Source organism: Neisseria sp. HMSC061B04, from assembly GCF_001836705.1.
Lineage (GTDB): Bacteria > Pseudomonadota > Gammaproteobacteria > Burkholderiales > Neisseriaceae > Neisseria.
In genome coordinates this window covers 31,358-54,577 of record NZ_KV830201.1, presented here as the reverse complement: position 1 = coordinate 54,577, position 23,220 = coordinate 31,358, and the positions used below count along the sequence as shown (strand labels likewise).

Sequence of the window (23,220 nt, the reverse complement as noted above, 5' to 3'; positions counted from 1 at the left end):
GGAATTTAGGGCTAATCTACGTCAGCCCCTTAATAATAGTCGGATTCCAAGCCCAATCTATTTTTTTCGATAAAATAGAAAGAACTAGACCACTACCTATCAAAGCAATTTGTTCACGAATAGACAACAACATTTGTGATTTGGTAGCACCAAAGATTTCATTAACTTTTTTTTGATGTTCTCGACTGATTTCATACATTTTTGACAAAATGACAGCTATTGTTGCAGTGTTAATAGCCATCAAAGTAACCAGAATATTGAGCAAATTGTCCTGCATGAATTCTCTGACAAAAGAAATCCCAAATAATGCTTGAATGGCACAAATAACCACAGCAATGACAAAAGATTTGGCAAAGGTGTCAGCAATAGTTTTAATCATTTTCTCTACAAGAATCTTGAATTTTGTCAACAAGGTTATAGGGGTGATATTCAATAGTAATCTCATCAACCGTTAAACTAGAGTGTTCAGTTTTGACGTTGGTAATTGCTTTGACACCTTTATACTTTACTCTAATATTTCCACCTCCTTTACTGCTGTAATCTACCAGTTCAGGAAGTTGCGGCATACTGGGTGAAATATTCAAAGTACCATTTTCGGGAGCAGTCAAAGCCAATTCTGTTGTGGCAGAATTGGACATTTTAGCTATGGCTTTTAATTCTTCACTTAATGACTGAGAAATAGAAGCCATGTTAGGTGTAACTATTTTGAAGATAACCTTTTCTAAGTTGCGACCTTCAATAAATTCCCAAAAGGATTTCTTATCAAATATCGGATTGATTTGCACATTTAAATTATGAATAGCAAGTATTTCATTTAAACGTTTTTCCAAGGTTGCTGCTAATGAATTAGTACTATGAAATGCTATTGGTCGATATTCAATAGCAATAATTTGTTGCTCTGGGTCATTCCAAATAAGTACAAACGCACTTGGCCAATTTTCTTCGGAAACCGATTCAAAATTTTCTGTTTCTCTCTTCAATCGCTTACGTGTAGCAACTTTAAATACAAAAAGTTGCTCACTTTCATCTGCATGGGTACTTGGGAAAATTTGCTTAATTCTTATCTTTCTAGCCGTTTCTTCATATAAATTCAAATCACTCTGCAGGATAAGATTATTAAAGGCTTCGATAAAAAATGCATTTTTATTTTGGATTACTTCTTCAACTGTCATATCCCCAAAAGGCAGACGTTCTTGAATGCGTTCATTCGGAATAATTTGATAGCGATATAAGTGAAAAAGACGGTTAGCCATAATTGATTGAACTCAAGAATAAAACAAGTTCAATCATAACATGATTTAATATAGAAATAATGGTTACTCTAACCCGATTACAGTACCTGAAGCAGCCGAAATCTTGTGTCTAGGTTTCGGCTGTTGGATAAATGGGTTATTTTGTAAAGGTCTTAGCTTGGGTAGCAGCAGTTTCGGCAATCAGATCAAGGAAGACCAACGGCTTTTTGCCGATATTTTTGAGTGCGTGGGACTGGCCTGGGCGGGCGATGGTAATGTCTCCGGCGCCGACTTCGGTTTGTTTGCCTTCGCTGTCGGTAAACAGGCCTTTGCCGGATACGATGATGTAAACGTCTTCATTGCCAGTATGTTTGTGTTGGCCGATGGAAGCGCCCGGTGGTAATGTGAGCCAGCCGATTTCTTTGAATGCGTCTTGGTCGGCGGTTTGATGGCGCGTGAAGGCAAAGCTGCCGAGTAGCGGGCCTTGACCTCCGGCTGCGTTTTCGCGGTTCCATTCTGCTAAGTCGGCTTGTTTGTACACTTGGATGCTGCGGTCGGTGGGGGTGGTTTGTTCGGCAGCTTGAGCGCTTATGGATGTGCCGAGCAGAAGGGCGGCAGATAATGCGGCAAATAGTGGTTTCATGGTGGTTCTCCGTTTGTCAGGTTGAGTCAGATAATGCGGATTCCGTTTTCAGACGGCCTGCGGGGTTGAAATGTGTAACCCCGCAGGCTTCCCCCCAAGATTTATTTCACATTGCGCAGATAGTTCAACAATAAAGGAACAGGGCGGCCGGTCGCGCCTTTTTCGCTGCCTGATTTCCATGCCGTACCTGCGATGTCGAGGTGCGCCCACGGGTAGTCTTCGGTGAAGTAGGACAGGAAGGTGGCGGCGGTAATCGTGCCTGCACCGGGCGTGCCGATGTTGGGAATGTCGGCGAAGTTGGATTTGAGCTGGTCTTTGTAGGTTTCAAAGAGCGGCAGTTGCCATGCTTTGTCGTCCACGTTGCGGGAGGCGGCAAGCAGGCTGTCGATCAAATCCTGATTGTTGCCCATCACGCCGCTGACGTCATGACCCAGGGCGATGATGCACGCGCCGGTCAGGGTGGCAACGTCGATGACGGCTTTAGGTTTGAATTGCTCGGCGTAAGTGAGCGCGTCGCACAAAATCAGACGGCCTTCGGCATCGGTGTTCAACACTTCAATCGTCAGGCCTTTCATGCTTTTCACGACGTCGCCCGGTTTGTTGGCTGCGCCGGAAGGCATGTTTTCGCAGGTGGCGACGACGGCGACAAGGTTAATCGGCAGTTGCAGTTTGACGGCGGCGCAGAAGGTGCTGATGACGGTTGCCGCGCCACACATGTCGAACTTCATTTCGTCCATGTTCAGACCGGGTTTGAGGGAAATGCCGCCGGTGTCGAAGGTAATGCCTTTGCCGACCAATACCACAGGCGCAGCTTCTTTGTCGGCTGCACCGAAATAGCTCAGTTCGACCAAATATGGGTCTTCGACGCTGCCTTTGGCGACAGACCAGAACGAACCCATGTTTTCTTTGATGTAGTCTTTTTCAATGATTTTGGCGTGTGCGCCCAGTTTTTCGGCTTCGGCTTTGGCGGTGCGTGCTAAAAATTCGGGCGTGCATTCGTTGGGCGCGGCATTGCCCAAGTCGCGGCAGAGGCTTTGTCCGTAAACCTGCGCTTCGGCAACGCGCAGGGCTTCTTTGACGGCGGCTTCGTGTGCGCTGTGGAACACGGCTTGTGCAAATTTGGCCGGTTTGGCTTCTTTTTTGTAGCGGTCGAAACGGTAGGCGGCGTTGCCGAACGCGATGGCGAAGGCTTCGGCAACGGCAGCAGCTTGCGCTTCTTCAAAGGCATGAACGTCCACATTGACCGTTTCTTGGTTTTGCGCCCATTTGGCGGCCTCGGCGGCGGCTTTGTTCAATGCGGCGCGGTCGGTTTTTTCGAGGCGTGCGACGGCAATGGCTTGCAAACCGTTGTCCGTCGGGATTTTGGTGTCGGCGAAATTTTGACCTTCTTCAAGGGAAGCGAAGAGGGCGAGGGCAGTCGGGTTGCTCAGTTGCGATGCTTCGGCGCAGACAAATAATTGCGCACCTGCCTGTTGAGCCTGCAAAGTTTCGGCTTTTGTGCTAAATTTCACGTTTATTCTCCTGATTGGAACGGTTGTCGGTTATTCAGACGGCCTGTTGACCAACCGTCCGAACAGATGAAAATCATTGTACTCCATTTGTGTCATGCCGTCTGAAGCCTTATTAATAAATATAGGTTGCCCATAAACCGTAGACCACACTCAATCTTATGATTTACCAAAGAAACTTTATTAAAGAACTTTCCTTTACCGCCGTCGGCATCTTTGTCGTCCTCTTGGCGGTATTGGTGTCCACGCAGGCGATCAACCTGCTTGGCCGCGCAGCCGACGGGCGCGTCGCCATCGATGCCGTGTTGGCCTTGGTCGGCTTCTGGGTCATCGGCATGACCCCGCTTTTGCTGGTGTTGACCGCATTTATCAGTACGTTGACCGTATTGACCCGCTACTGGCGCGACAGCGAAATGTCGGTTTGGCTCTCCTGCGGATTGGCGTTGAAACAGTGGATACGCCCGGTCATGCAGTTTGCCGTGCCGTTTGCCATTTTGATTGCCGTCATGCAGCTTTGGGTGATGCCGTGGGCAGAGTTGCGCAGCCGCGAATATGCCGAAATCTTGAAGCAGAAGCAGGAATTGTCTTTGGTGGAAGCCGGCGAGTTCAATAACCTGGGCAAGCGCAACGGCAGGGTTTATTTTGTCGAAACCTTCGATACCGAATCCGGCATCATGAAAAACCTGTTCCTGCGCGAGCAGGACAAAAACGGCAACGACAACATCGTTTTTGCCAAAGAGGGCAATTTTTCGCTGACCGACAATAAACGCACGCTTGAATTGCGCGACGGCTACCGTTACAGCGGTACGCCCGGCAAAGCCGATTACAACCGAGTTTCTTTCCAACACCTCAGCCTGATTATCAGCACCACGCCCAAACTCATCGACCCTGTTTCACACCGCCGCACCATTCCGACCGCCCAACTGATTGGCAGCAGCAATCCCCAACACCAGGCGGAATTGATGTGGCGTATTTCCTTGACTGTCAGCGTTTTGTTGCTGTGCCTGCTTGCTGTGCCGCTTTCCTATTTTAATCCGCGCAGCGGCCACACCTACAATATCCTGATTGCCATCGGTTTGTTTTTGGTTTACCAAAACGGGCTGACCTTCCTGCGCAATGCTGTGGAAGACGGCAAAATTCATTTCTGGCTCGGACTGCTGCCTATGCACATCATCATGTTTGTGATTGCCGTCGTCCTGCTGCGCGTGCGCAGTATGCCCAGCCAACCCTTCTGGCAGGCGGTTGCCAAAAGTCTGACATTGAAAGGCGGAAAATGAACCTGATTTCACGTTACATCATCCGTCAAATGGCGGTTATGGCGGTTTACGCCCTCCTAGCCTTCCTCGCTTTGTACAGCTTTTTTGAAATCATCAACGAAGTCGGCGATCTTGGAAAAGGCAGCTATAACGGCGCAAAATTGGGGCAGTATGTTTTAATGCAGATGCCTGCGCGCGCCTATGAACTGATGCCGCTCGCCGTTTTGATCGGCGGCCTGATTTCCCTCAGTCAACTGGCTTCCGGCAGCGAGCTGACCGTTATCAAAGCCAGCGGCATGAGCACCAAAAAGCTGCTGTTGATTCTGTCGCAGTTCGGTTTGATTTTCGCCATTGCCACCGTTGCGCTCGGCGAATGGGTTGCCCCCACGATGAGCCAAAAAGCCGAAAACATCAAAGCTGCCGCCATCAACGGCAAAATCAGTACCGGCAATACCGGCCTTTGGCTGAAAGAAAAAAACAGCATTATCAACGTACGCGAAATGCTACCCGACCATACGCTTTTGGGCATTAAAATTTGGCAGCGCAACGATAAAAACGAACTGACCCAAGCGGCGGAAGCCGAATCAGCCGTTTTGAATCCTGACGGCAGCTGGCAGCTGAAAAACATCCGCCGCAGCGTATTGGGCGAAGATAAAGTTGAGGTCTCTACTGCGACTGAAGAAAACTGGCCGATTTCCGTCAAACGCAACCTGATGGACGTATTGCTCGTCAAGCCAGACCAAATGTCTGTCGGCGAATTGACCACCTACATCGACCATCTGGAAAAAAACAACCAAAATACCCAAGTCTATGCCATCGCATGGTGGCGCAAGCTGGTGTATCCCGTTGCCGCATGGGTCATGGCGCTTGTTGCCTTCGCCTTTACGCCGCAAACCACGCGCCACGGCAATATGGGCTTGAAACTCTTCGGCGGTATCTGCCTCGGTTTGCTGTTTCACTTTGCCGGACGGCTCTTCGGCTTTACCAGCCAGTTGTACGGCGTGCCACCGTTTTTGGCCGGCGCATTGCCAACGGTTTTGTTTGCACTGTTGGCGGTGTATCTGATACGCCGTCAGGAAAAAAGATAAGGCAAAATCAACTTCAGGCCGTCTGAAAGGCAATCTTCAGACGGCCTGAGTATTTTGTGTGCAAAAAACAAAATGCTAAAGTAAAATAATACCTTTCCAAACTAATGCGGCTATTGAAAATGTCCCAAACCATCTGCTTGAATATGATTGTCAAAAACGAAGCGGCAATCATCGAAGAAACACTGGCCAATATCACCGACCACATCAAACTTGACTACTACGTCATCAGCGACACCGGCTCGACCGATGATACCGTCGGCGTGATCCGCCGCTTTTTCGATGCAAAGGGCATCGCGGGCGAGATTCATCATGATGGTTGGCAAAATTTTGCATACAACCGCAATCAGGCTTTGAAACATGCAAAAGACAAAACCGATTACGTGTTGATTTTTGATGCGGACGACCGCTTTGAAGGCAAATTGGAATTGCCCGAGCTGACTGCCGACCGCTATCGCCTCCGCATGCGAAATGCTACGGGCAGCGTGGTTTATTACCGTCCGCTGTTGTTGCGCAATGACGGTACATTCTACTGGCGCGGCGTGTTGCACGAGTTTATCGAAACCGACAAACAAGATACCAGCGAAGCCACGCTTCATGGCGACTATATGGTTCTCAGCGGCCGTTTTGGCGCGCGCAGCAACATGGCGAACAAATACCTGCTTGACGCGGTTTCTTTGGAAAAAGCGTTTTACAGCCCCGAAGATGAAGACCTGAAACCGCGTTACGCCTTTTATGCGGCACGTTCTTATTGGGACTCCGATATGCCCGAGCGTGCGAGCGAATGGTTTAAAAAACGCATCGAGTTGGGCGGTTGGGTCGAAGAAGTAACGGTTTCTTACCAACAGCTGGGCGAGTGCTACAAATTAATGGGCAAACGCGATGAAGCTTTGGCAACTTGGCTGGCAGGCTACGATTACAACCCGCGCCGTGCCGAGTGTCTCTACCTTGCGCAAACCATGCTGCGTCAGGAAGGAAAATACCGCATTTCCCATGCAATCGGCCTGATGGCGAAACGTATCCCATTCCCGAACGACGATATTCTTTTTGTCCAAAGCAATGTTTATCAGTTGGACATCGATTATGAATTGTCGGTTACCGCCTATGCGGCCGGCGATTTGCGCCAAGGCTATGAGTCTTGCCGACACTTGCTCTTGCTGAATGTACGCGAGGCATTGACCACGGTGACCATGCAAAATATGTGGCTCTACCGCGAACACGCGCAAACTGAAACACGCGAAGTATTGGAGCAGCTGGTGGCCGTAATGCAGCCTTATGCCGCGCAGGGCGGACGTTTGGCAGAAGTAACCGAATATTTTGCCGATATTTTGAAAAACCGTTAATCAGCACTTTGACCCAGCCGTCAGGCCGTCTGAAAGGAAATTTTTTGAGTAAGCGCAATCTGTTTTCCGTCGATAAATCTTTGGAACAGCCCGAACGCGTCCTCTTGGTTGGCGTAATGCTGACGGCGGACTATTCCGGCGCAAACGAAACGCGCGAGCGCGGCTTTCAGACGGCCTTGACCGAAGCGGCAGAATTGGTGAGCGCAGCCGGCGGCGATTTGGTTTCTATCGAAACCTCACGACGCGACAAACCGCATCCGGCTTTGTTTGTCGGTACGGGCAAGGCGGAAGAGTTGGCGGCAGTGGTTAAGCAGCATGATGTCGGGCTGATCGTGTTCAACCACGAACTCACGCCGACACAAGAGCGTAATCTGGAAAAAGAGCTTCAATGCCGCGTACTCGACAGAGTGGGTTTGATTTTGGCGATTTTTGCCAAACGCGCCCAGTCGCAGGAAGGTAAGTTGCAGGTGGAGCTGGCCCAGCTGAACCATTTGAGCGGACGGCTGGTGCGCGGTTATGGACATTTGCAAAGTCAGAAGGGCGGTATCGGCTTGAAAGGGCCGGGCGAAACCCAGTTGGAAACCGACCGCCGTTTAATCGGACAAAAAATCACGGCATTGAAAAAACAGCTTGCCGATGTCCGCAAACAACGCGCCACACGCCGCAAATCGCGCATGAGCGGCCGTCTGAAAACCTTTGCCATTGTCGGCTATACCAATGCCGGAAAATCCAGCCTGTTCAACCGTTTGACCAAAGCGGACGTATTAGCGAAAGACCAGTTGTTCGCCACTTTGGATACCACTGCGCGTCGGCTTTTTCTGTCGCATGAGGCGAGTGTGATTTTGACCGATACCGTCGGTTTCGTCCGCGATTTGCCGCACAAGCTGGTGTCGGCGTTTTCCGCTACTTTGGAAGAGACGGCGATGGCGGATGTGCTACTTCACGTCGTCGATGCATCCAATCCCGATTTTGAACGGCAGATGGACGATGTCAACGAAGTCTTGGAAGAAATCGGCGCGCATGAAATTCCGCAATTGGTGGTGTACAACAAAATCGATTTGCTGCCGTCGGGTATGCGTGAAGCAGGCATTTTGCGCGACAACTCCGGGCATGCCGTCGGCGTGAATGTTTCCGTTGCCGAAAGTTTAGGCTTGGACGGTTTACGCGAAGCGATGATTGAATTGGCCGTACAGCCAAGTGCTTGATAGTATGGAATGAAACAAGGCCGTCTGAATGTTCAGACGGCCTTACCGTAAAATTTTAAATCCGAGGATTATGCCGACAGAGGGCTTTTCTTTTTGAACACGCTTTCGTAAAGCATCCAAGCGGCGAGGCTCAGGTATATGGTGCTGGACAAAATGCCGATAACGGCAAAGATAGGCATAAGGCGATCAATCATGGTGAGGTTTCCCAATAAGTTAGTGTTATAAGTAAATGTGTGTTTTTTATTTCCGTCTTCGCGGAATGGCTAAAGTATGCTGCGTAAATGGATTGAGGTCAATAAAAAATGTATTTGGATTTTTAAAAAAGTTCCATTTTTACATTAAAATAATTGGAAGTTTTTAAGGATAAACGGTATTTATATGTTACCGTTCATCATTTGATAAACGGTCAATACTTTGTTTTCCATATTTTTTATAAAATTCGATAGTCTATTAATTCAAAAGTAAATGAAATGAGGCGGAAAAACGCTTTTTGCTAAAATGTAACACCCTGAAACGATTGTTTCAGGCCGTCTGAAAAATAAATCGAACACATGATGACATCTCCCACACATCCTAAAAAAAACTGTTTCCATTGCGGACTTGAAGTCCCCGAGCATCTGCATCTGACGGTTCGTTTTGAAGACGAAGAACACGAAACCTGCTGCGCCGGTTGCCAAGCTGTGGCGCAGAGTATCATCGATGCAGGTTTGGGCAATTATTACAAACAGCGTACCGCAGACGCAGAAAAATCCGAATTGCCGCCGCCGGAAGTGTTGTCGCAATTAAAGCTGTACGATTTGCCCGAAGTGCAGGCGGATTTTGTCGAGGTCGGCGCAGGGGATGAGCGCGAGGCAGTGTTGATGCTGGGCGGCATTACCTGCGCCGCGTGTGTGTGGCTGATTGAGCAGCAGTTGTTGCGTATGAAGGGCGTGGTGCGCGTGGATTTGAATTACAGTACCCACCGCTGCCGCGTGGTGTGGGACAGCGCCCACATCGAATTGTCGGATATTTTGCTGAAGATCCGCCAAACCGGTTATACCGCCGCGCCTTATGATGCGCAAAAAATCGAAGTGCAGGCGCAGAAAGAGCGCAAGCAGTTTATCGTCAGATTGGCCGTGGCCGGTCTGGGCATGATGCAGACGATGATGTTTGCCCTGCCGACTTATTTTTACGGCGGCGACATCGAGCCGCTTTATTTGGAAATCCTGCATTGGGGCGGCTTTTTGATGGTGTTGCCCGTTGTGTTTTACAGCGCGTTGCCGTTTTACCGCGGCGCATGGCGCGACTGGAAAAACCGCCGTGTCGGCATGGATACGCCGATTGCCATTGCCATTGTGATGACCTTTATCGCCGGTATTTACAGCTTGGCTACTAACGCAGGGCAGGGCATGTATTTTGAATCCATCGCCATGTTGCTGTTTTTCCTGTTGGGCGGGCGTTTTATGGAACAGATTGCCCGACGCAAAGCAGGCGATGCGGCGGAGCGGTTGGTCAAACTGGTTCCGGCATTCTGCCACCGTTTGCCGTCTTATCCGGAAAGCGAAGCCATCGAGGAAGCCGCAGTCGTCCGCCTCAATATCGGCGATACGATTGTTGTGAAGCCCGGCGAAGTCATTCCGGTGGACGGTACGGTTTTATCCGGCGAGAGCGAAGTTAACGAAGCCATGTTGACCGGTGAAAGCCTGCCCATTGTGAAAAGGCCGTCTGAAAAAGTAACCGCCGGCACGCTCAATACCAGCAGTCCTTTAATCATCCGCACCGACCATACCGGCGGCAACACGCGCCTGTCCCATATCGTCAAGCTGCTCGACCGCGCGCTGGCGCAAAAACCGCGTGCCGCCGAGTTGGCCGAAAAATACGCGTCCAGTTTCGTGTTTGGCGAGCTCTTGCTTGCGATTCCCGTTTTTATCGGCTGGGCTTGGTATGCTGATGCGCACACCGCCTTGTGGATTACCGTTGCCCTGCTGGTCATTACCTGCCCATGCGCCTTGTCGCTTGCCACGCCGACCGCACTGGCCGCTTCGACTGGCGCACTTGCCAAAGACGGTATTCTTATCAGCGGCAAACAAAGCCTGGAAACGCTTGCCCAAATTGACAATGTCGTGTTCGATAAAACCGGTACGCTGACCAAAGGGCAGCTTTCCGTCAGCCGTATGTTGTCCGCAGGCCGTCTGAACGAAATCCAAGCCCTTGCTATCGCCCAAGCATTGGAACAGCAATCCGAACACCCCATCGCCCGTGCCATTTTGAACCATACGCTTTCAGATAGCTCTGTATCCGCGCTTGATGTGAAAGTGCAACAACGGGTCAACCGTATCGGACACGGTGTCAGCGCGCAAATCGAATTTGATGGTGAAACCCAAGTTTGGGCTTTGGGCAAAGCGGCGTTTGTTTCGGAAATTGCCGGTCATCTGCCCGAAGCCTTTGCCCATATCGACCACACAGGCGGCATTATTTTCTTGGGCAATCAAAGCGGTTTTCAGACGGCCTTTTTGCTGGAAGACCAAATCAAAGACAGCGCCGCCGAAATGTTGCAAAACCTGAAACAACACGGCATCCGTCTGCACCTTTTAAGCGGCGACCGACAGGCTACCGTCGCCCAAGTCGCGCAAGAGCTGGGCTTGGATGCCTATCGTGCCGAAGCCACGCCTGAAGACAAGCTGGCTTATGTAGAAAATCTGCAAAAACAAGGACGTAAAGTCATGATGATCGGCGACGGGATCAACGATGCCCCCGTCCTTGCCCAAGCTGACGTATCGGCCGCCGTGGCCACGAGTGCCGATGTAGCGCGCGATGGTGCCGATGTGGTTTTGCTCAATGATGATTTGAACGTTTTGCCCGTGATGATGGAACAGGCACGCCGCACCCATCAAATCATCCGCCAAAACCTGACTTGGGCGAGCGCATACAATTTGGTTGCCGTTCCGCTGGCCGTGTTTGGTTACGTGACCCCGTGGATCGCCGCGCTCGGCATGAGTTTCAGCTCGCTGCTGGTGTTGGGCAATGCCTTGAGATTGTTGAAAACCAAAAAGGCCGTCTGAAAACGGCAGATCCATTGCCTAAACGAAAGAATACGCCATGCCTAAAGCCACTTTTTATACACACGTCGCCCAACCGGCCGCCTTTGCCTGCCGCCTGATTGCGCGCGCCATACGCGATGGCGGGCAGATTTTGGTGTGGTCGGATTCTGCCGCGGCAGTGCAGCAACTCGACATTGATTTGTGGCAGCAGATTCCCGAAAGCTTTATTCCGCATGAAGTCTGGCTGCCTACCGACCCCATGCCGTCTGAAACGCCGGTATTGCTTGCGTTTGGAAATGCACTGCCGAATATTCCGAAAGATTGCACGGTTTTAAACCTGTCTGCCGATTTTTGGAGCCAAGCCCCGGCCATTCCAAACCGTATCCTCGAAATTGTGGGCAACAGCTTAGAAGATTTGGCCGAAGCCCGAGACCGTTTCCGAGCTTATCGTCAGAGCGGATTTGAGATTGAGCATTTTTCGAGAGAAGGAAAGGATTGAGGATTAAAACAGCAAAGTTTTAATCAAAAAGCCGTCTGAAACAATAAAGTTTCAGACGGCTTTTTGATTGGCTGGAATTAGTTGCCCAAGTCGAATGCTTTATGCAGAACGCGGGTGGCCAGTTCCATGTATTTTTCGTCAATCAGGACGGATACTTTGATTTCGGAAGTTGAAATCATTTGGATGTTGATGCCTTCTTCTGCGAGGGTGCGGAAGATTTTGGCGGCTACGCCGACGTGTGAACGCATGCCCAAGCCGACTGCGGAGACTTTGCATACGGTGTCATCGCCGTCGATGTAGGCTGCGCCGATGCTGTCTTGGCGTTGTTGCAGGATTTCGATGGTTTGTTTGTAGTCGCTGCGCGGTACGGTGAAGGAGAAGTCGGTTGTGCCTTCGCTGCCGACATTTTGGATGATCATGTCGACTTCGATGTTGGCATCGGCAACTGCGCCGAGGATTTGGTAGGCAACGCCGGGTTTGTCGGGTACGCCGCGTACGTTGATACGGGCTTGGTTTTTGTCGAATGCGATACCGGTTACGGCTGCTCTTTCCATGTTGTCGTCCTCTTCAAAGGTAATCAGGGTGCCGTCGCCGCCTTCTTGCAGGCTGCTGAGTACGCGCAGGCGCACTTTGTATTTTCCGGCGAATTCTACGGAGCGGATTTGTAAAACTTTTGAGCCGAGGCTGGCCAATTCGATCATTTCTTCGAATGTGATCGTGTCCATGCGGCGTGCTTCGGGTACGACGCGCGGGTCGGTGGTGTAAACGCCGTCTACGTCGGTATAAATTTGGCATTCGTCGGCTTTGAGGGCTGCGGCAAGTGCAACGGCGGAGGTATCGGAGCCGCCGCGGCCGAGGGTTGAGATATTGCCTTCGCTGCTGATGCCTTGGAAACCGGCTACGATAACGACTTTGCCCTCGGCGAGGTCGGCACGCATTTTTTCGTCATCGATGCTTTCGATGCGGGCTTTGGTGTGGGAAGTGTCGGTTTTGAGGGCAACCTGCCAGCCGGTGTAGCTCTTGGCGTCGACGCCGATGTCTTTCAGGGCCATGGCCAGCAGGCCGATGGTTACTTGTTCGCCGGTGGCAAGGACGACGTCCAGCTCGCGCGGATCGGGATGTTCTTGCATTTCGTGCGCCAGGGCGACCAGTCGGTTGGTTTCGCCGCTCATGGCGGATACGACGACTACGATGTCGTGTCCTTCGGCGCGGGCTTTGGCGACACGTTTGGCTACGTTTTTGATGCGTTCGGGCGAGCCTACTGATGTGCCGCCGTATTTATGTACGATTAACGCCATGTTTCGTGCTTTCTTGTGGGGTTTGTCGGGCAGCTTGGTTTGCTGGAAAAAGGGTTATTATTACTATTTTTTACATGAAATTCAAGGATGGGACGCGCTTTTTTGAGTAAATGTGCATAAATGGACGGGGTTAAAAAAGGCCGTCTGAAATCTTTCAGACGGCCTTGCTGATTATAGGGCCAAAAGGGCGGCCTTTTGGTGTTGGACCAATTCGGCAATGCCTTTATGGGCTAGGGCAATGAGTTTGCCCAATTCTTCGATGCTGAACGGTGCACCTTCGGCCGTGCCTTGAATTTCGATGATTTTGCCGGATGCGGTCATGATGATGTTGACGTCGCTGTCGCAGCCTGAGTCTTCGGGATAGTCTAAGTCCAGAAGCGGTACGCCGCCCACCACGCCGGCAGAAACGGCGGCAACGGCTTCGCGGATGGGGTTTTTGCTGATAAGGCCGTCTGAAAGGAGCTTGTCCACGGCGATTTGCAGGGCAACGTAGGCGCCGGTAATGGAGGCGGTACGCGTGCCGCCGTCGGCTTGGATGACGTCGCAGTCAATCAGGATTTGGCGTTCGCCGAGTTTTTCCATATCGACGACGGCACGCAGGGAGCGGCCGATCAGGCGTTGGATTTCTTGTGTGCGGCCGGACTGTTTACCTGCGGCGGCCTCGCGGCGCATACGGGAGGCGGTGGAAGCCGGCAGCATGCCGTATTCGGCCGTTACCCAGCCTTGTTCTTTACCGCGCAGGAACGGTGGGACATTTTCGTCGATGGAGGCGGTGCAAATCACTTTGGTGTTGCCGCACTCGATGAGGCAGGAGCCGTCGGCGTGGGGAAGAAAGTTTGGGGTAATTTTGATGTTGCGCAGGCTGTCGGCGGCGCGGCCGGTGCGTGTGTAGTCGCTCATGATGGTCCTTTGGGGAAATAAAAAACAGGTTGCCTTGAATTATAGAGGAATTTGGCGGCAAAGGCCGTCTGAAAATCGGCGGTCGGGTGTGTTATAGTATCCGTACTTTCACTCGTATTTGGAAACGGAGTAAAACCATGGCTACAAGACGAAATATTCAAATCCACAGCATGACCGGCTTTGCCAATGCCGCAGGCGAATGCGGCGGCAAGCGGATTAATTTGGAAATCCGCGCGGTCAATCATCGTTATTTGGATGTCCAATTCCGTATGCCGGAAGAGTTGCGCTATTTGGAAGGCGCGTTGCGCGAGCAGATTGCCGCGGCCGTGGCGCGCGGTAAATTGGAATGCCGCATCCAGCTGCAGGATGCCTCCTCGGGCGGACAGACTTTGGAGGTCAATCAAGATTTGGTTGTCCAACTGGCGCATTTGAACAAAACTTGGCGCAAGGAACATGATTTTGCCAAATTGAGCGTGGCCGATGTTTTGCGTTTTCCCGGCGTTTTGGCGGGTCAGGGCGAAGACGCCGAGGCTTTGGCCAAAGGCGTTAAAGATTTATTGACCAGCGCTTTGAAAGAGTTTGCAGCCGCCCGCAAACGCGAGGGCAAAAAGCTGGGCGAGCACCTGCTGCAACGTCTGGACGGCATGGAAGAGATTGTGGACGCTTTGAACGAATTGTTCCCCAGCCTGCTGCAGGCGCATATGGACAAAGTCAAAGCCCGTTTGGCAGAAGCCGTCGGCAATATCGACAATGACCGTTTGCAACAGGAATTTGCTTTGTTCATTCAGAAATCTGATGTGGATGAGGAATTCAGCCGTTTGCGCACCCATATCGCCGAAGTGCGCCGCATCGTTACCGAAGGCAAGGGCAGCGTAGGCAAACGTTTGGATTTCCTGATGCAGGAGCTCAACCGCGAAGCCAATACCTTGGGCAGCAAAGCCATCGCCGCCGAATGCACGCAAGCTTCGGTTGAACTGAAAGTCTTAATCGAACAAATGCGCGAACAGGTTCAAAATATCGAATAAATCGATAACGAACAGATAGAATAAGGCCGTCTGAAAAGTTTTCAGACGGCCTTAATGCTACTGTTTTGCTTTTGAAATTTGTTGCAAATCCCAAATCTGTATTAAAACAGGTGTAGATTGAGTGGAAAATCTAACAAATATCTTTGAATTTGAAAAAAGCTGGACAGGACTTAATAGTCTTTCAAAGTGCCATTATGATTCATCGGGCGTCAAATACCAAACCATAAATTTGTAAAAGCTACTCCAATGCCTTAGCTGATCTGTACCTAGCAAGTGTTGCTCACCCAAGCCATAATCCCAAACGCTATTATCTTCAGTATTGTAAAAATAACTCCCTTCTCCTTCCCCGGTTGTAAAGAGAATATAATTTTTTGGGATATCCCAATACTCATGAGCCATGATTGCTCCATCAAAGCTGTCAGGTGAACATGGATCAACAAGTTCACTATAGCTACCAATTAGTGATCCTAAAAAATATTTGGTATAAAGCTCATAAAATTCACTATCAGGTCTTACGCCCAAAGATAATAAAACATCATGGGTAAGTTTTTGGTCATCTAAATTTTTCTTTATTATTTCAGGATGTTTCTGCTGAGATAATAACAACTCAACCTGCTCTTTTAAATTCATTTTTTATTTCCTTTTAAGTTGTTGTAATTTAACTTCCCTGTATCGCTTTGGTCTTTTGCAAAATTAAATTGGAGGCATTTAAAACATAAGACATCACTATTTTTCTGGCGGCAAAGACTACTTGATACTTATAAGCTACGATTGTCGTTATATTTTATGTTTAATTTGATGAAATGACAGTTTTTCTATTTTCATTGTCAGAGTTATATGAATAAGTTAATATCTGTTAACTTATGGCAATTATTGTCATGATAAGAACATACAAAGGAGTAAAAACATGAACTTTCTGACCGCAATCAGTCGGCAAATGACCCGCTTCACCGCCCTGATCATCATTCTTGCCTCCATTATCGCCTTTATCGAACCTGTCACTTTTTCATGGGTAAAAGGCGATACGCAAGTCGTCGTACTCGGCATCATCATGCTCGGCATGGGCATGACTTTGGGCAAAGAAGATTATCAAATTCTGGCGCAGCGTCCGCTCGATATTTTTATCGGCGCAATCGCCCAATATACGATTATGCCCCTGCTCGCCATTGGTATTGCCAAAGCCTTCAATCTTTCGCCCGGATTGACGCTGGGTTTGGTTTTGGTCGGTACCTGTCCGGGCGGCGTTTCGTCCAATATCATGAGTTTTTTGGCTAAAGGCGATGTTGCCTTTTCAGTCGGCATGACCACGGTTTCCACCGTCCTCGCACCTGTGATGACGCCGCTGTGGATGACTTATTTGGTCGGACAAACTGTCGAAATGGACGGCTGGGGTATGTTCAAATTTATGCTGCTTGTAACGCTTTTGCCTGTTGTCATTGGTTCGGTGGCCAATATTTTGCTGCACAAAAAACACTGGTTTGAAGACGTGCGCGCGATTATGCCGGCTGTTGCCGTTGCCGCATTCGCGTGTATTGTCGGCGGCGTTGCGGCCGTCCACGGTCACCGCTTCGCCGAATCCGCTTTGGTCATGATACTCGCCATTGCTGCCCACAACATCGGTGGCTATATCCTTGGCTATTACAGCGGCGCGTTAACCGGTATGAATACTGCTAAAAAACGCACCCTTGCCATCGAAGTCGGCGTACAAAATGCCGGACTTGCCACCGGTTTGAGCGCCAAATTCTTCCCCGGTAATGCCGAGTCTGCCGTTGCCGCCGCTGTTGCCTGCGTTTGGCACTCCGTATCGGGAACGATTTTGGGCAATTTGTTTGCCTGGTGGGACAAGCGTAAGCAATAAGCCGGTAAACATTGCCAAATAATAAAAGGCCGTCTGAAAAGGTTTCAGACGGCCTTTTGATTGTTTTTGAAATCAATGCGCTTTATGTGTCGTGCCGTACACGATTTTGTCCGTTAACGCCATGGCAAGGGCGGAAATCAGGAAGCAGATGTGGGTAATACACTGCCACATCATTTGTTTTTCGGTCAGGTTGGCGGCGTTGAGGAAGGTTTGCAGCAGATGGATGGATGAAATGCTGATGATGGACATCGACAGCTTAACCTTCAAAACCGATGCGTTGACATGGCTGAGCCATTCGGGCTGGTCGGGGTGTTCGTTAACGTGGAGGCGGGAAACGAAGGTTTCGTAGCCGCCGATAATGACCATGGTCAGCAGATTAGCAATCATCACAACGTCAATCAGGTTTAACACGGCCATCATGATGGTGTTTTCGTCCATGATGCCGAGATTGGTGACCAAATGCCATAAGGATTTGAGGAATTTGTAGGCGTAAATGCCTTGGGCGACAATCAAGCCCAGATAAATCGGCAGTTGCAACCAGCGGCTGGCGAAAATAAAATGCGCGAAGATGCCCATTCGTTCATGGGCTGTGCGTTTGGTCGGGGTGGAATGTTCCATAAAATGTGTTGTGTGTAGGAAAGATAAGGGGCGGCATTTTAATGGAAAAGTTTTTAAGCTGCAATTTGAGTGGCTGAATTTAAAAAGAAAGGCCGTCTGAAAACAGGATATTGCTCTTTTGTTTTTCAGACGGCCTGGTAGGTTGTCAGGACAGGCAAATACGCGCAAAATCGCTTTGCTTTTTAGAGATGGACATTATGCTTGCAGATTCGTTTTTTTATTATCTGGTGTTGGTCGGCTTTACCGCAGGGTTGATGGATGCGGCAGTTGGCGGCGGAGGGCTGTTGCAGATTTCCGGATTATTCAACCTATTGCCAAACGCTACACCTGTGGCCTCGGTGATGGGTGTCAATAAATTTGCTTCCTGCTGCGGCACGCTGACCGCGACGGGGCAATATCTGCGCCGAATCCCCGTACCATGGAAAATGCTGCTGCCTGCCGCGGCGTTGGCATTTGCCGCTTCATATTTGGGCGCGAAAACGGTGGTGTATTTCCCCGTGCAATACATGAAACCGGCAATGCTGGTCATCATGATTGCCATGTGTCTGTACACTTTTTTGAAAAAAGACTTGGGGCAGACGGTGCGCACTGAAAAGCTGACGCGCCGCGAAACTTTATGGGGCTTGTTTTTCGGCGCATTAATTGGGTTTTACGACGGCGTGTTCGGGCCGGGGACGGGGGCAGCCTGCTGGCTTTTGTGTTCGTCCGCTTTTACGGCTATGATTTTTTAGCGGCTAACGCCTCGGCAAAGGTCATCAATTGGACGATTAAAAATGGAATGTTATTACGGTAAATGATTTGAGACGTTCTAACAACTGGAAAAAACGATTCATGAGTACATTCATTATTACAACCATGAGCGCATTCAGGGGAAACTAAAAGGACTGAGCTCTGTGAATTACAGAACTCAGTCCTTGAACTAAATCAGTCTAACTTTTGGGGTCAGATCATTTTACGGAGCTTTTTTTGTTGTGTGCTTTAAGCCATTTTTGCATTTGTTCAATTTCCGCTTGTTGTGCGTTAATAATATCCTCAGCAAGCTTACGCATCTCAGGATCCTTTCCGTATTTTAATTCAACTTCCGCCATTTTTACTGCGCCAATATGGTGTGGCAACATACCTGCTGCAAAAGCAACATCAGGATCTTTATATTGCGCAGCTGCCATCATGTCTTGATTCATTTGATTCATACCTTGCATTAATTCTTGTTGCATTGCAGAATCTGTCGACATTGACATATTCATGTGTGCTTGATGCGGTTGTTCATTAGCTTGGGCATAATTTGAAATTGCAACAGCGCTAAGTGTGATAAAAGTCATAAGTTTTTTCATGTTTTTCGCCTATGTGATAACTGAAGGAGCACAAATCATAAACTTTGACCTAAGGTTAAAGTCAACATTTATTCCGAAAATGTTTGGTGAGGTGCTAAAAGCTAAAATAAGACAATATTTGAGCTGCGTTACGGATTTATGTTGCTGCTGTGTCTGACCATTGGAAAGTTTGCTTGGGATTTATTGGGTTGATATTGAACGAAAAAAAGGCCGTCTGAAAGTTTCAGACGGCCTTTGCGTTTTACAGTTTAACCGAATGCTCGCGTGTTTCGTGGAACACGATGTCCGGCCAGCGTTCTTGCGTCAGATTTAAGTTTACGCGGTTAGGCGCAAGGTAGGCGAGGTTGCCGCCAGCGTCTATCGACAGATTGCCTGCGTTGGCTTTTTCAAATTCCGCCAGCTTTTTCTTGTCTTCGCACGATACCCAGCGCGCCGACCAGATGGATGCGTTGTCGAACACAGCTTCTACGCCGTATTCGTTGGCGAGCCGCGAGGTAACGACTTCAAACTGCAACACGCCGACCGCGCCCAAAATCAAATCTGCGCCGCTCATCGGTTTGAAAACCTGTACTGCACCTTCTTCGCCAAGCTGTTGCAAACCTTTTTGCAGTTGCTTGATTTTCAGCGGGTTTTTGATGCGTACACTGCGGAACAGTTCGGGCGCAAAGAAGGGAATGCCGGTAAATGCCAGTTGTTCGCCTTCGGAGAAGCTGTCGCTAATTTGGATGTTGCCGTGGTTCGGAATGCCGATGATGTCGCCGGCGTAGGCTTCTTCCACCAGCTCACGGTCGTGCGACATGAAGGTTACCACGCTGGAGGCGGCGATTTCGCGGTTGATACGCAGGTGTTTCATCTTCATGCCGCGCTCGAATTTACCGGAGCAGACGCGTAAGAACGCGATGCGGTCGCGGTGTTTCGGGTCCATATTGGCTTGGATTTTGAAGATAAATCCGGAGAATTTCGGCTCGTCCGGTTCGACCATACGCACGGTCGCGTCGCGCGGTTTCGGAGCGGGTGCCCATTCAATCAATGAATTGAGGATTTCCTGAATACCGAAGTTGTTAATCGCCGAGCCGAAGAACACGGGCGTGAGTTCGCCGGCGAGGAATTCGTCGAGATTGAACTCGTTGGAAGCCGCCTGTACCAATTCGATTTCGTCGCGCAACTGCTGGATTTCCAACGGAAAGCGTTGTTCCAATTCAGGATTGTCGATGCCTTTGATGATGTCGAACTCGTGCGGCAGACGTTCGCCACCTGCATCGAAGAGATAGATTTCATCGTTCAGGATGTGGTACACGCCTTTGAAGTTTTTGCCCATGCCGATTGGCCAGGTGACGGGCGCGCAGCGGATTTGCAGGATGTTTTCCACTTCGTCCAGCAATTCCAAAGAATCGCGTACTTCGCGGTCGTATTTGTTCATGAACGTTACAATCGGCGTGTTGCGCAGGCGGCAGACGTTCAAGAGTTTGATGGTTTGCGCTTCCACACCTTTTGCTGCGTCAATCACCATCAAGGCGCTGTCCACGGCGGTCAAAACGCGGTAGGTGTCTTCGGAGAAGTCTTGGTGTCCCGGCGTGTCCAAGAGGTTGACGGTGTGGTCTTTGTAGTCGAACTGCATCACGCTTGATGCCACGGAAATGCCGCGCTGCTTCTCGATTTCCATCCAGTCGGAAGTGGCGAATTTGCCGGTTTTCTTGCCTTTTACCGTACCCGCGCTCTGAATCGCACCTGAAAACAGCAACAGTTTTTCGGTCAGCGTGGTTTTACCCGCGTCAGGGTGGGAGATGATGGCAAACGTGCGGCGGCGGCGCACTTGGTCGAGGATTTCTTGGGACATGGTTTTCTTTGCAAAAAGTTTCAGGCCGCTTTTTCAGACGGCCTGAAGGATATGGGTGTTGGGAAACAGGCTAAAATAAGGGCGTGTGCGACACGCCCTGCAATAGATTGAAAGATGCGGAATTGTACAAAAAAATGCTTGATAATTCAATGTTTGCACCAAACCGAAGGCCGTCTGAAAAGTTTCAGACGGCCTTATGCTATGAATCGATGATTAAATATCCATCGGTTTCCATTCCGCGCCTTTTACCGGCGGCAGCCATGATTGCGTACCGCTGGAGGCAAATCCCCACAAGGTGTCGGGGAGGCCGTAATGGTCGGCACGCGTCGGGTCGAGTTGCGTTTCGATTTCAGCTTCGCGGCCTTCGCGGATTTGCGTGGCGATGTGCGGATTAATCATCATGGTTTTGCCCAAGGCGATAAATTCTGCCCAGCCGGTTTCATAGGCGGCCAAAATTTGATCGGCGGTAAACAGGTTGCCCACGCCGATAAGCGGCAGTTTGCCGTTGATGCGCTCGTGGATAAACTGCATGCGGGTTTGGGCGGTATCGCCGCCGCGACGAATTTTTTTATCAAATTCCCACAGGGAAACGTGCAGATATTGCAGCGGTTTTTGTACCAATGCGTCAATCAGTGCGCCGGTTTCGGTCATGGTTAAGCCGTCGTCGCCCGGTTCTTCGGGGGAGAAGCGGTAGCCGATAATGAAGTCGTCGCGCTGGTGTTTTTTACGGACGGCAACCACGGCATCGATCACGGCAAGCGGGAAGCGCATTCTGTTTTCCAAGCTGCCGCCCCATTGGTCGTTGCGGCGGTTGCTTTGGGCAGAGTAAAACTGTTGGATTAAATAGCCGTTCGCGCCGTGGATTTCCACGCCGTCAAAACCGGCACGAAGCGCCAAATCGGCGGCTTGCGCATAAGAGGCGATGAGTGCTTTGACTTCTTCCGCCGTTGCTTCGCGTGCGTGTTCGGCTTCGTTGGTGGAAGCGCTGATTTTGTCGAGACCGTCCAAAAGGTTATCAATGGCTTTGGAACCGCCGTGATGGATTTGCAAAATCGCTTTTGCGCCTTGCTGTTGCAGGATTTGTGCGGTTTCTTTCAGGCTGCCGAGGCAGTGTTCGCCTGTGGCTTCAGGTTGGCCGTGAAAGGCTTTGCCGTCTTTTTGAACCAAAGTGGCGGCAGTGATAAACAGGCCCATATCGCCTGCGCGGTTGCTGAGGAAGGTGCGCTCTTGGTCGCTGATCAAACCGTCGGCTTGTGAGCCGAAATGGGTCATGGGGGCGACGGCAAGGCGGTTTTTGATGGTTACGCCGTTATTGAGGGTGTATGTTTGAAAGAGTGGGGCGTATTTTGGATTCATGAGATTTTGCTCTTGATAAGTGAATGGTTGGCAGAGGATTGGGCCATTCGGGAATTTATCAAGTAAACAGGCCGTCTGAAAGGTTTCAGACGGCCTGTTTATTCTTTAAGCCTTAGGATTAAAGATTAGGATTGACGATGATTTTTACTGCGGATTCGTTGTTGTGGATCAAGCGCTCGAAGCCTTCGGAAATCAATTCGTCCAGTTTAATGCGTTGGGTGATGAAAGGCTCAAGGTTGATTTTGCCTTCTTCAACCAATTTGATGGTTTCGGCGTGGTCGTTGCAGTAAGCGATGGTGCCGCGCACGTCCAGCTCTTTCATCACGACGCTGTGGACGTTGATGGTAGCGGGGTGGCTCCAAATGGATACGATGACGACTTTCGCAGTCGGACGGCAGGCTTCGACCATGGTGTCCAGCACTTTGTTGACGCTGGTGCATTCGAATGCGACGTCCACACCTTCGCCGTTGGTCAGTTTTTTCACTTCTTCAACGACGTCGACTTCGGACGGGTCGAGGATGTAGTCGGCCACGCCGGCTTCGCGTGCTTTGTCTTTACGCGCTTTGCTCAATTCGGTGATGATGACTTTGATGCCTTTGGCTTTCAATACGGCAGCCAACAGCAAACCGATTGGGCCTGCGCCGCCGACCAATGCGACGTCGCCTTCTTTCGCGCCACTGCGTACATAAGCATGGTGGCCGACAGACAGAGGCTCAATCAAAGCAGCTTGGTCCAATGGGATTTTGTCGGAAATAGGGTGTACCCAACGGCGTTTGACGGCGATTTTTTCAGACAAGCCGCCACCGCAGCCGCCCAAGCCGATGAAGTTCATGTCTTTGGAGAGGTGGTAGTTGCTGCCTTCGCCGGTCGGTACGTCGTCGCGGATGATGTAGGGTTCGACAACAACGTGTTGGCCGACTTTGATGTCGTCCACGCCTTCGCCTACGGCATAAACCACGCCGGAGAACTCGTGACCCATGGTGACTGGCGCAGACTCGCCGGAGATTGGGTGCGGATGGCCGCAAGGCGGAATGAAAATCGGGCCTTCCATGAATTCGTGCAGGTCGGTACCGCAGATACCGCACCACGCAACATTAATGCCGACAGTACCCGGAGCGACGGTTGGCTCGGGAATGTCTTCGATGCGGATGTCGCCTTTGTTGTAAAAACGTGCTGCTTTCATTGTAACGCTCCTTTTTTAAAGTG

Annotated in this window: 21 protein-coding genes and 2 pseudogenes; 10 read left to right on the top strand and 13 right to left on the bottom strand. The window is 50.2% G+C overall.

Annotated elements, in window-relative coordinates; genetic code table 11:
* Window positions 1–16: 16 nt before the first annotated feature.
* From HMPREF2661_RS08080 to HMPREF2661_RS08065, 4 genes are all read right to left on the bottom strand, one after another.
* A complete protein-coding gene (locus tag HMPREF2661_RS08080; RefSeq protein ID WP_070823246.1) occupies window positions 17–379 on the bottom strand; it encodes a hypothetical protein in 363 nt (120 codons plus the stop codon).
* On the bottom strand, window positions 372–1,253 hold the full coding sequence (locus HMPREF2661_RS08075) for a hypothetical protein (protein WP_141759993.1): 882 nt from the start codon (window positions 1,251–1,253) through the stop codon (window positions 372–374). The genes HMPREF2661_RS08080 and HMPREF2661_RS08075 overlap by 8 nt, the downstream gene beginning before the upstream one ends.
* Window positions 1,254–1,389: 136 nt before the next feature.
* Window positions 1,390–1,875 (bottom strand): cupin domain-containing protein, encoded by a 486-nt coding sequence (locus HMPREF2661_RS08070; protein WP_070823239.1) that lies wholly within the window; start codon window positions 1,873–1,875, stop codon window positions 1,390–1,392.
* 101 nt (window positions 1,876–1,976) lie between these two features.
* A complete protein-coding gene (locus HMPREF2661_RS08065; protein ID WP_070823236.1) occupies window positions 1,977–3,386 on the bottom strand; it encodes a leucyl aminopeptidase in 1,410 nt (469 codons plus the stop codon).
* 158 nt (window positions 3,387–3,544) lie between these two features.
* Between HMPREF2661_RS08065 and lptF the strand changes: the two genes are divergently transcribed.
* From lptF to hflX, 4 genes are all read left to right on the top strand, one after another.
* Entirely contained in the window at window positions 3,545–4,660 is a 1,116-nt protein-coding gene (gene lptF / locus HMPREF2661_RS08060; RefSeq protein ID WP_003686055.1) for an LPS export ABC transporter permease LptF, read from the top strand.
* Window positions 4,657–5,727, top strand: coding sequence for an LPS export ABC transporter permease LptG (gene lptG / locus HMPREF2661_RS08055; RefSeq protein ID WP_070823234.1), 1,071 nt, complete (start codon window positions 4,657–4,659; stop codon window positions 5,725–5,727). The genes lptF and lptG overlap by 4 nt, the downstream gene beginning before the upstream one ends.
* Before the next feature lie 119 nt (window positions 5,728–5,846).
* A complete protein-coding gene (locus HMPREF2661_RS08050) occupies window positions 5,847–7,067 on the top strand; it encodes a glycosyltransferase (RefSeq protein WP_234398659.1) in 1,221 nt (406 codons plus the stop codon).
* A 44-nt stretch (window positions 7,068–7,111) separates the two neighbouring features.
* On the top strand, window positions 7,112–8,272 hold the full coding sequence (gene hflX / locus HMPREF2661_RS08045) for a GTPase HflX (RefSeq protein WP_070823231.1): 1,161 nt from the start codon (window positions 7,112–7,114) through the stop codon (window positions 8,270–8,272).
* A gap of 68 nt (window positions 8,273–8,340) precedes the next feature.
* On the opposite strand, the gene HMPREF2661_RS11795 is transcribed toward hflX, so the two are convergent.
* Window positions 8,341–8,466, bottom strand: a complete 126-nt coding sequence (locus HMPREF2661_RS11795) for a hypothetical protein (RefSeq protein ID WP_269208294.1) — start codon at window positions 8,464–8,466, stop codon at window positions 8,341–8,343.
* Between the two features lie 360 nt (window positions 8,467–8,826).
* Between HMPREF2661_RS11795 and HMPREF2661_RS08040 the strand changes: the two genes are divergently transcribed.
* Together HMPREF2661_RS08040 and HMPREF2661_RS08035 are read left to right on the top strand one after the other, a co-directional pair.
* Window positions 8,827–11,313 carry a heavy metal translocating P-type ATPase gene (locus tag HMPREF2661_RS08040; protein ID WP_070823260.1) on the top strand — a complete coding sequence of 829 codons (2,487 nt, stop codon included), beginning with the start codon at window positions 8,827–8,829 and terminating at the stop codon, window positions 11,311–11,313.
* Window positions 11,314–11,350: 37 nt separating this feature from the next.
* Entirely contained in the window at window positions 11,351–11,791 is a 441-nt protein-coding gene (locus HMPREF2661_RS08035; RefSeq protein WP_070823228.1) for a DNA polymerase III subunit chi, read from the top strand.
* A 77-nt stretch (window positions 11,792–11,868) separates the two neighbouring features.
* On the opposite strand, the gene HMPREF2661_RS08030 is transcribed toward HMPREF2661_RS08035, so the two are convergent.
* Window positions 11,869–13,089 (bottom strand): aspartate kinase, encoded by a 1,221-nt coding sequence (locus HMPREF2661_RS08030; protein ID WP_003745649.1) that lies wholly within the window; start codon window positions 13,087–13,089, stop codon window positions 11,869–11,871.
* Window positions 13,090–13,260: 171 nt separating this feature from the next.
* Window positions 13,261–13,989 carry a ribonuclease PH gene (rph, locus tag HMPREF2661_RS08025; protein WP_070823225.1) on the bottom strand — a complete coding sequence of 243 codons (729 nt, stop codon included), beginning with the start codon at window positions 13,987–13,989 and terminating at the stop codon, window positions 13,261–13,263.
* A 137-nt stretch (window positions 13,990–14,126) separates the two neighbouring features.
* On the opposite strand from rph, the gene HMPREF2661_RS08020 reads away from it, so the two are divergent.
* Window positions 14,127–15,014, top strand: a complete 888-nt coding sequence (locus HMPREF2661_RS08020; RefSeq protein WP_234398658.1) for a YicC/YloC family endoribonuclease — start codon at window positions 14,127–14,129, stop codon at window positions 15,012–15,014.
* A gap of 192 nt (window positions 15,015–15,206) precedes the next feature.
* Here the strand turns inward: HMPREF2661_RS08020 and HMPREF2661_RS08015 are convergent, their stop codons facing one another.
* Window positions 15,207–15,644, bottom strand: a complete 438-nt coding sequence (locus HMPREF2661_RS08015; RefSeq protein WP_049323852.1) for a hypothetical protein — start codon at window positions 15,642–15,644, stop codon at window positions 15,207–15,209.
* A 277-nt stretch (window positions 15,645–15,921) separates the two neighbouring features.
* On the opposite strand from HMPREF2661_RS08015, the gene HMPREF2661_RS08010 reads away from it, so the two are divergent.
* The gene (locus HMPREF2661_RS08010) at window positions 15,922–16,872 is read left to right on the top strand and encodes a bile acid:sodium symporter family protein (protein WP_070823222.1); all 951 of its coding nucleotides are present in this window, start codon (window positions 15,922–15,924) and stop codon (window positions 16,870–16,872) included.
* A gap of 72 nt (window positions 16,873–16,944) precedes the next feature.
* On the opposite strand, the gene HMPREF2661_RS08005 is transcribed toward HMPREF2661_RS08010, so the two are convergent.
* Complete coding sequence (locus HMPREF2661_RS08005) at window positions 16,945–17,490, bottom strand: TIGR00645 family protein (RefSeq protein WP_070823219.1); 546 nt, start codon at window positions 17,488–17,490, stop codon at window positions 16,945–16,947.
* A gap of 197 nt (window positions 17,491–17,687) precedes the next feature.
* Here HMPREF2661_RS08005 and HMPREF2661_RS08000 point away from each other — a divergent pair.
* Together HMPREF2661_RS08000 and HMPREF2661_RS11245 are read left to right on the top strand one after the other, a co-directional pair.
* A pseudogene (locus HMPREF2661_RS08000) lies at window positions 17,688–18,250 on the top strand (TSUP family transporter); the annotation flags it as partial.
* 1 nt (window position 18,251) lies between these two features.
* A pseudogene (locus HMPREF2661_RS11245) lies at window positions 18,252–18,413 on the top strand (IS3 family transposase); the annotation flags it as partial.
* Window positions 18,414–18,437: 24 nt separating this feature from the next.
* Here the strand turns inward: HMPREF2661_RS11245 and HMPREF2661_RS07995 are convergent.
* The 4 genes from HMPREF2661_RS07995 to HMPREF2661_RS07980 form a co-directional block, all read right to left on the bottom strand.
* Window positions 18,438–18,821, bottom strand: a complete 384-nt coding sequence (locus tag HMPREF2661_RS07995; protein ID WP_049323855.1) for a CopM family metallochaperone — start codon at window positions 18,819–18,821, stop codon at window positions 18,438–18,440.
* Between the two features lie 241 nt (window positions 18,822–19,062).
* Window positions 19,063–20,658: a peptide chain release factor 3 gene (locus HMPREF2661_RS07990; RefSeq protein ID WP_070823216.1), complete on the bottom strand. Its 1,596-nt coding sequence runs from the start codon at window positions 20,656–20,658 to the stop codon at window positions 19,063–19,065.
* 213 nt (window positions 20,659–20,871) lie between these two features.
* Window positions 20,872–22,014, bottom strand: a complete 1,143-nt coding sequence (locus HMPREF2661_RS07985) for an NADH-dependent flavin oxidoreductase (RefSeq protein ID WP_070823214.1) — start codon at window positions 22,012–22,014, stop codon at window positions 20,872–20,874.
* A 118-nt stretch (window positions 22,015–22,132) separates the two neighbouring features.
* The gene (locus HMPREF2661_RS07980) at window positions 22,133–23,197 is read right to left on the bottom strand and encodes a 2,3-butanediol dehydrogenase (protein WP_003745670.1); all 1,065 of its coding nucleotides are present in this window, start codon (window positions 23,195–23,197) and stop codon (window positions 22,133–22,135) included.
* Between the last annotated feature and the right edge of the window lie 23 nt (window positions 23,198–23,220).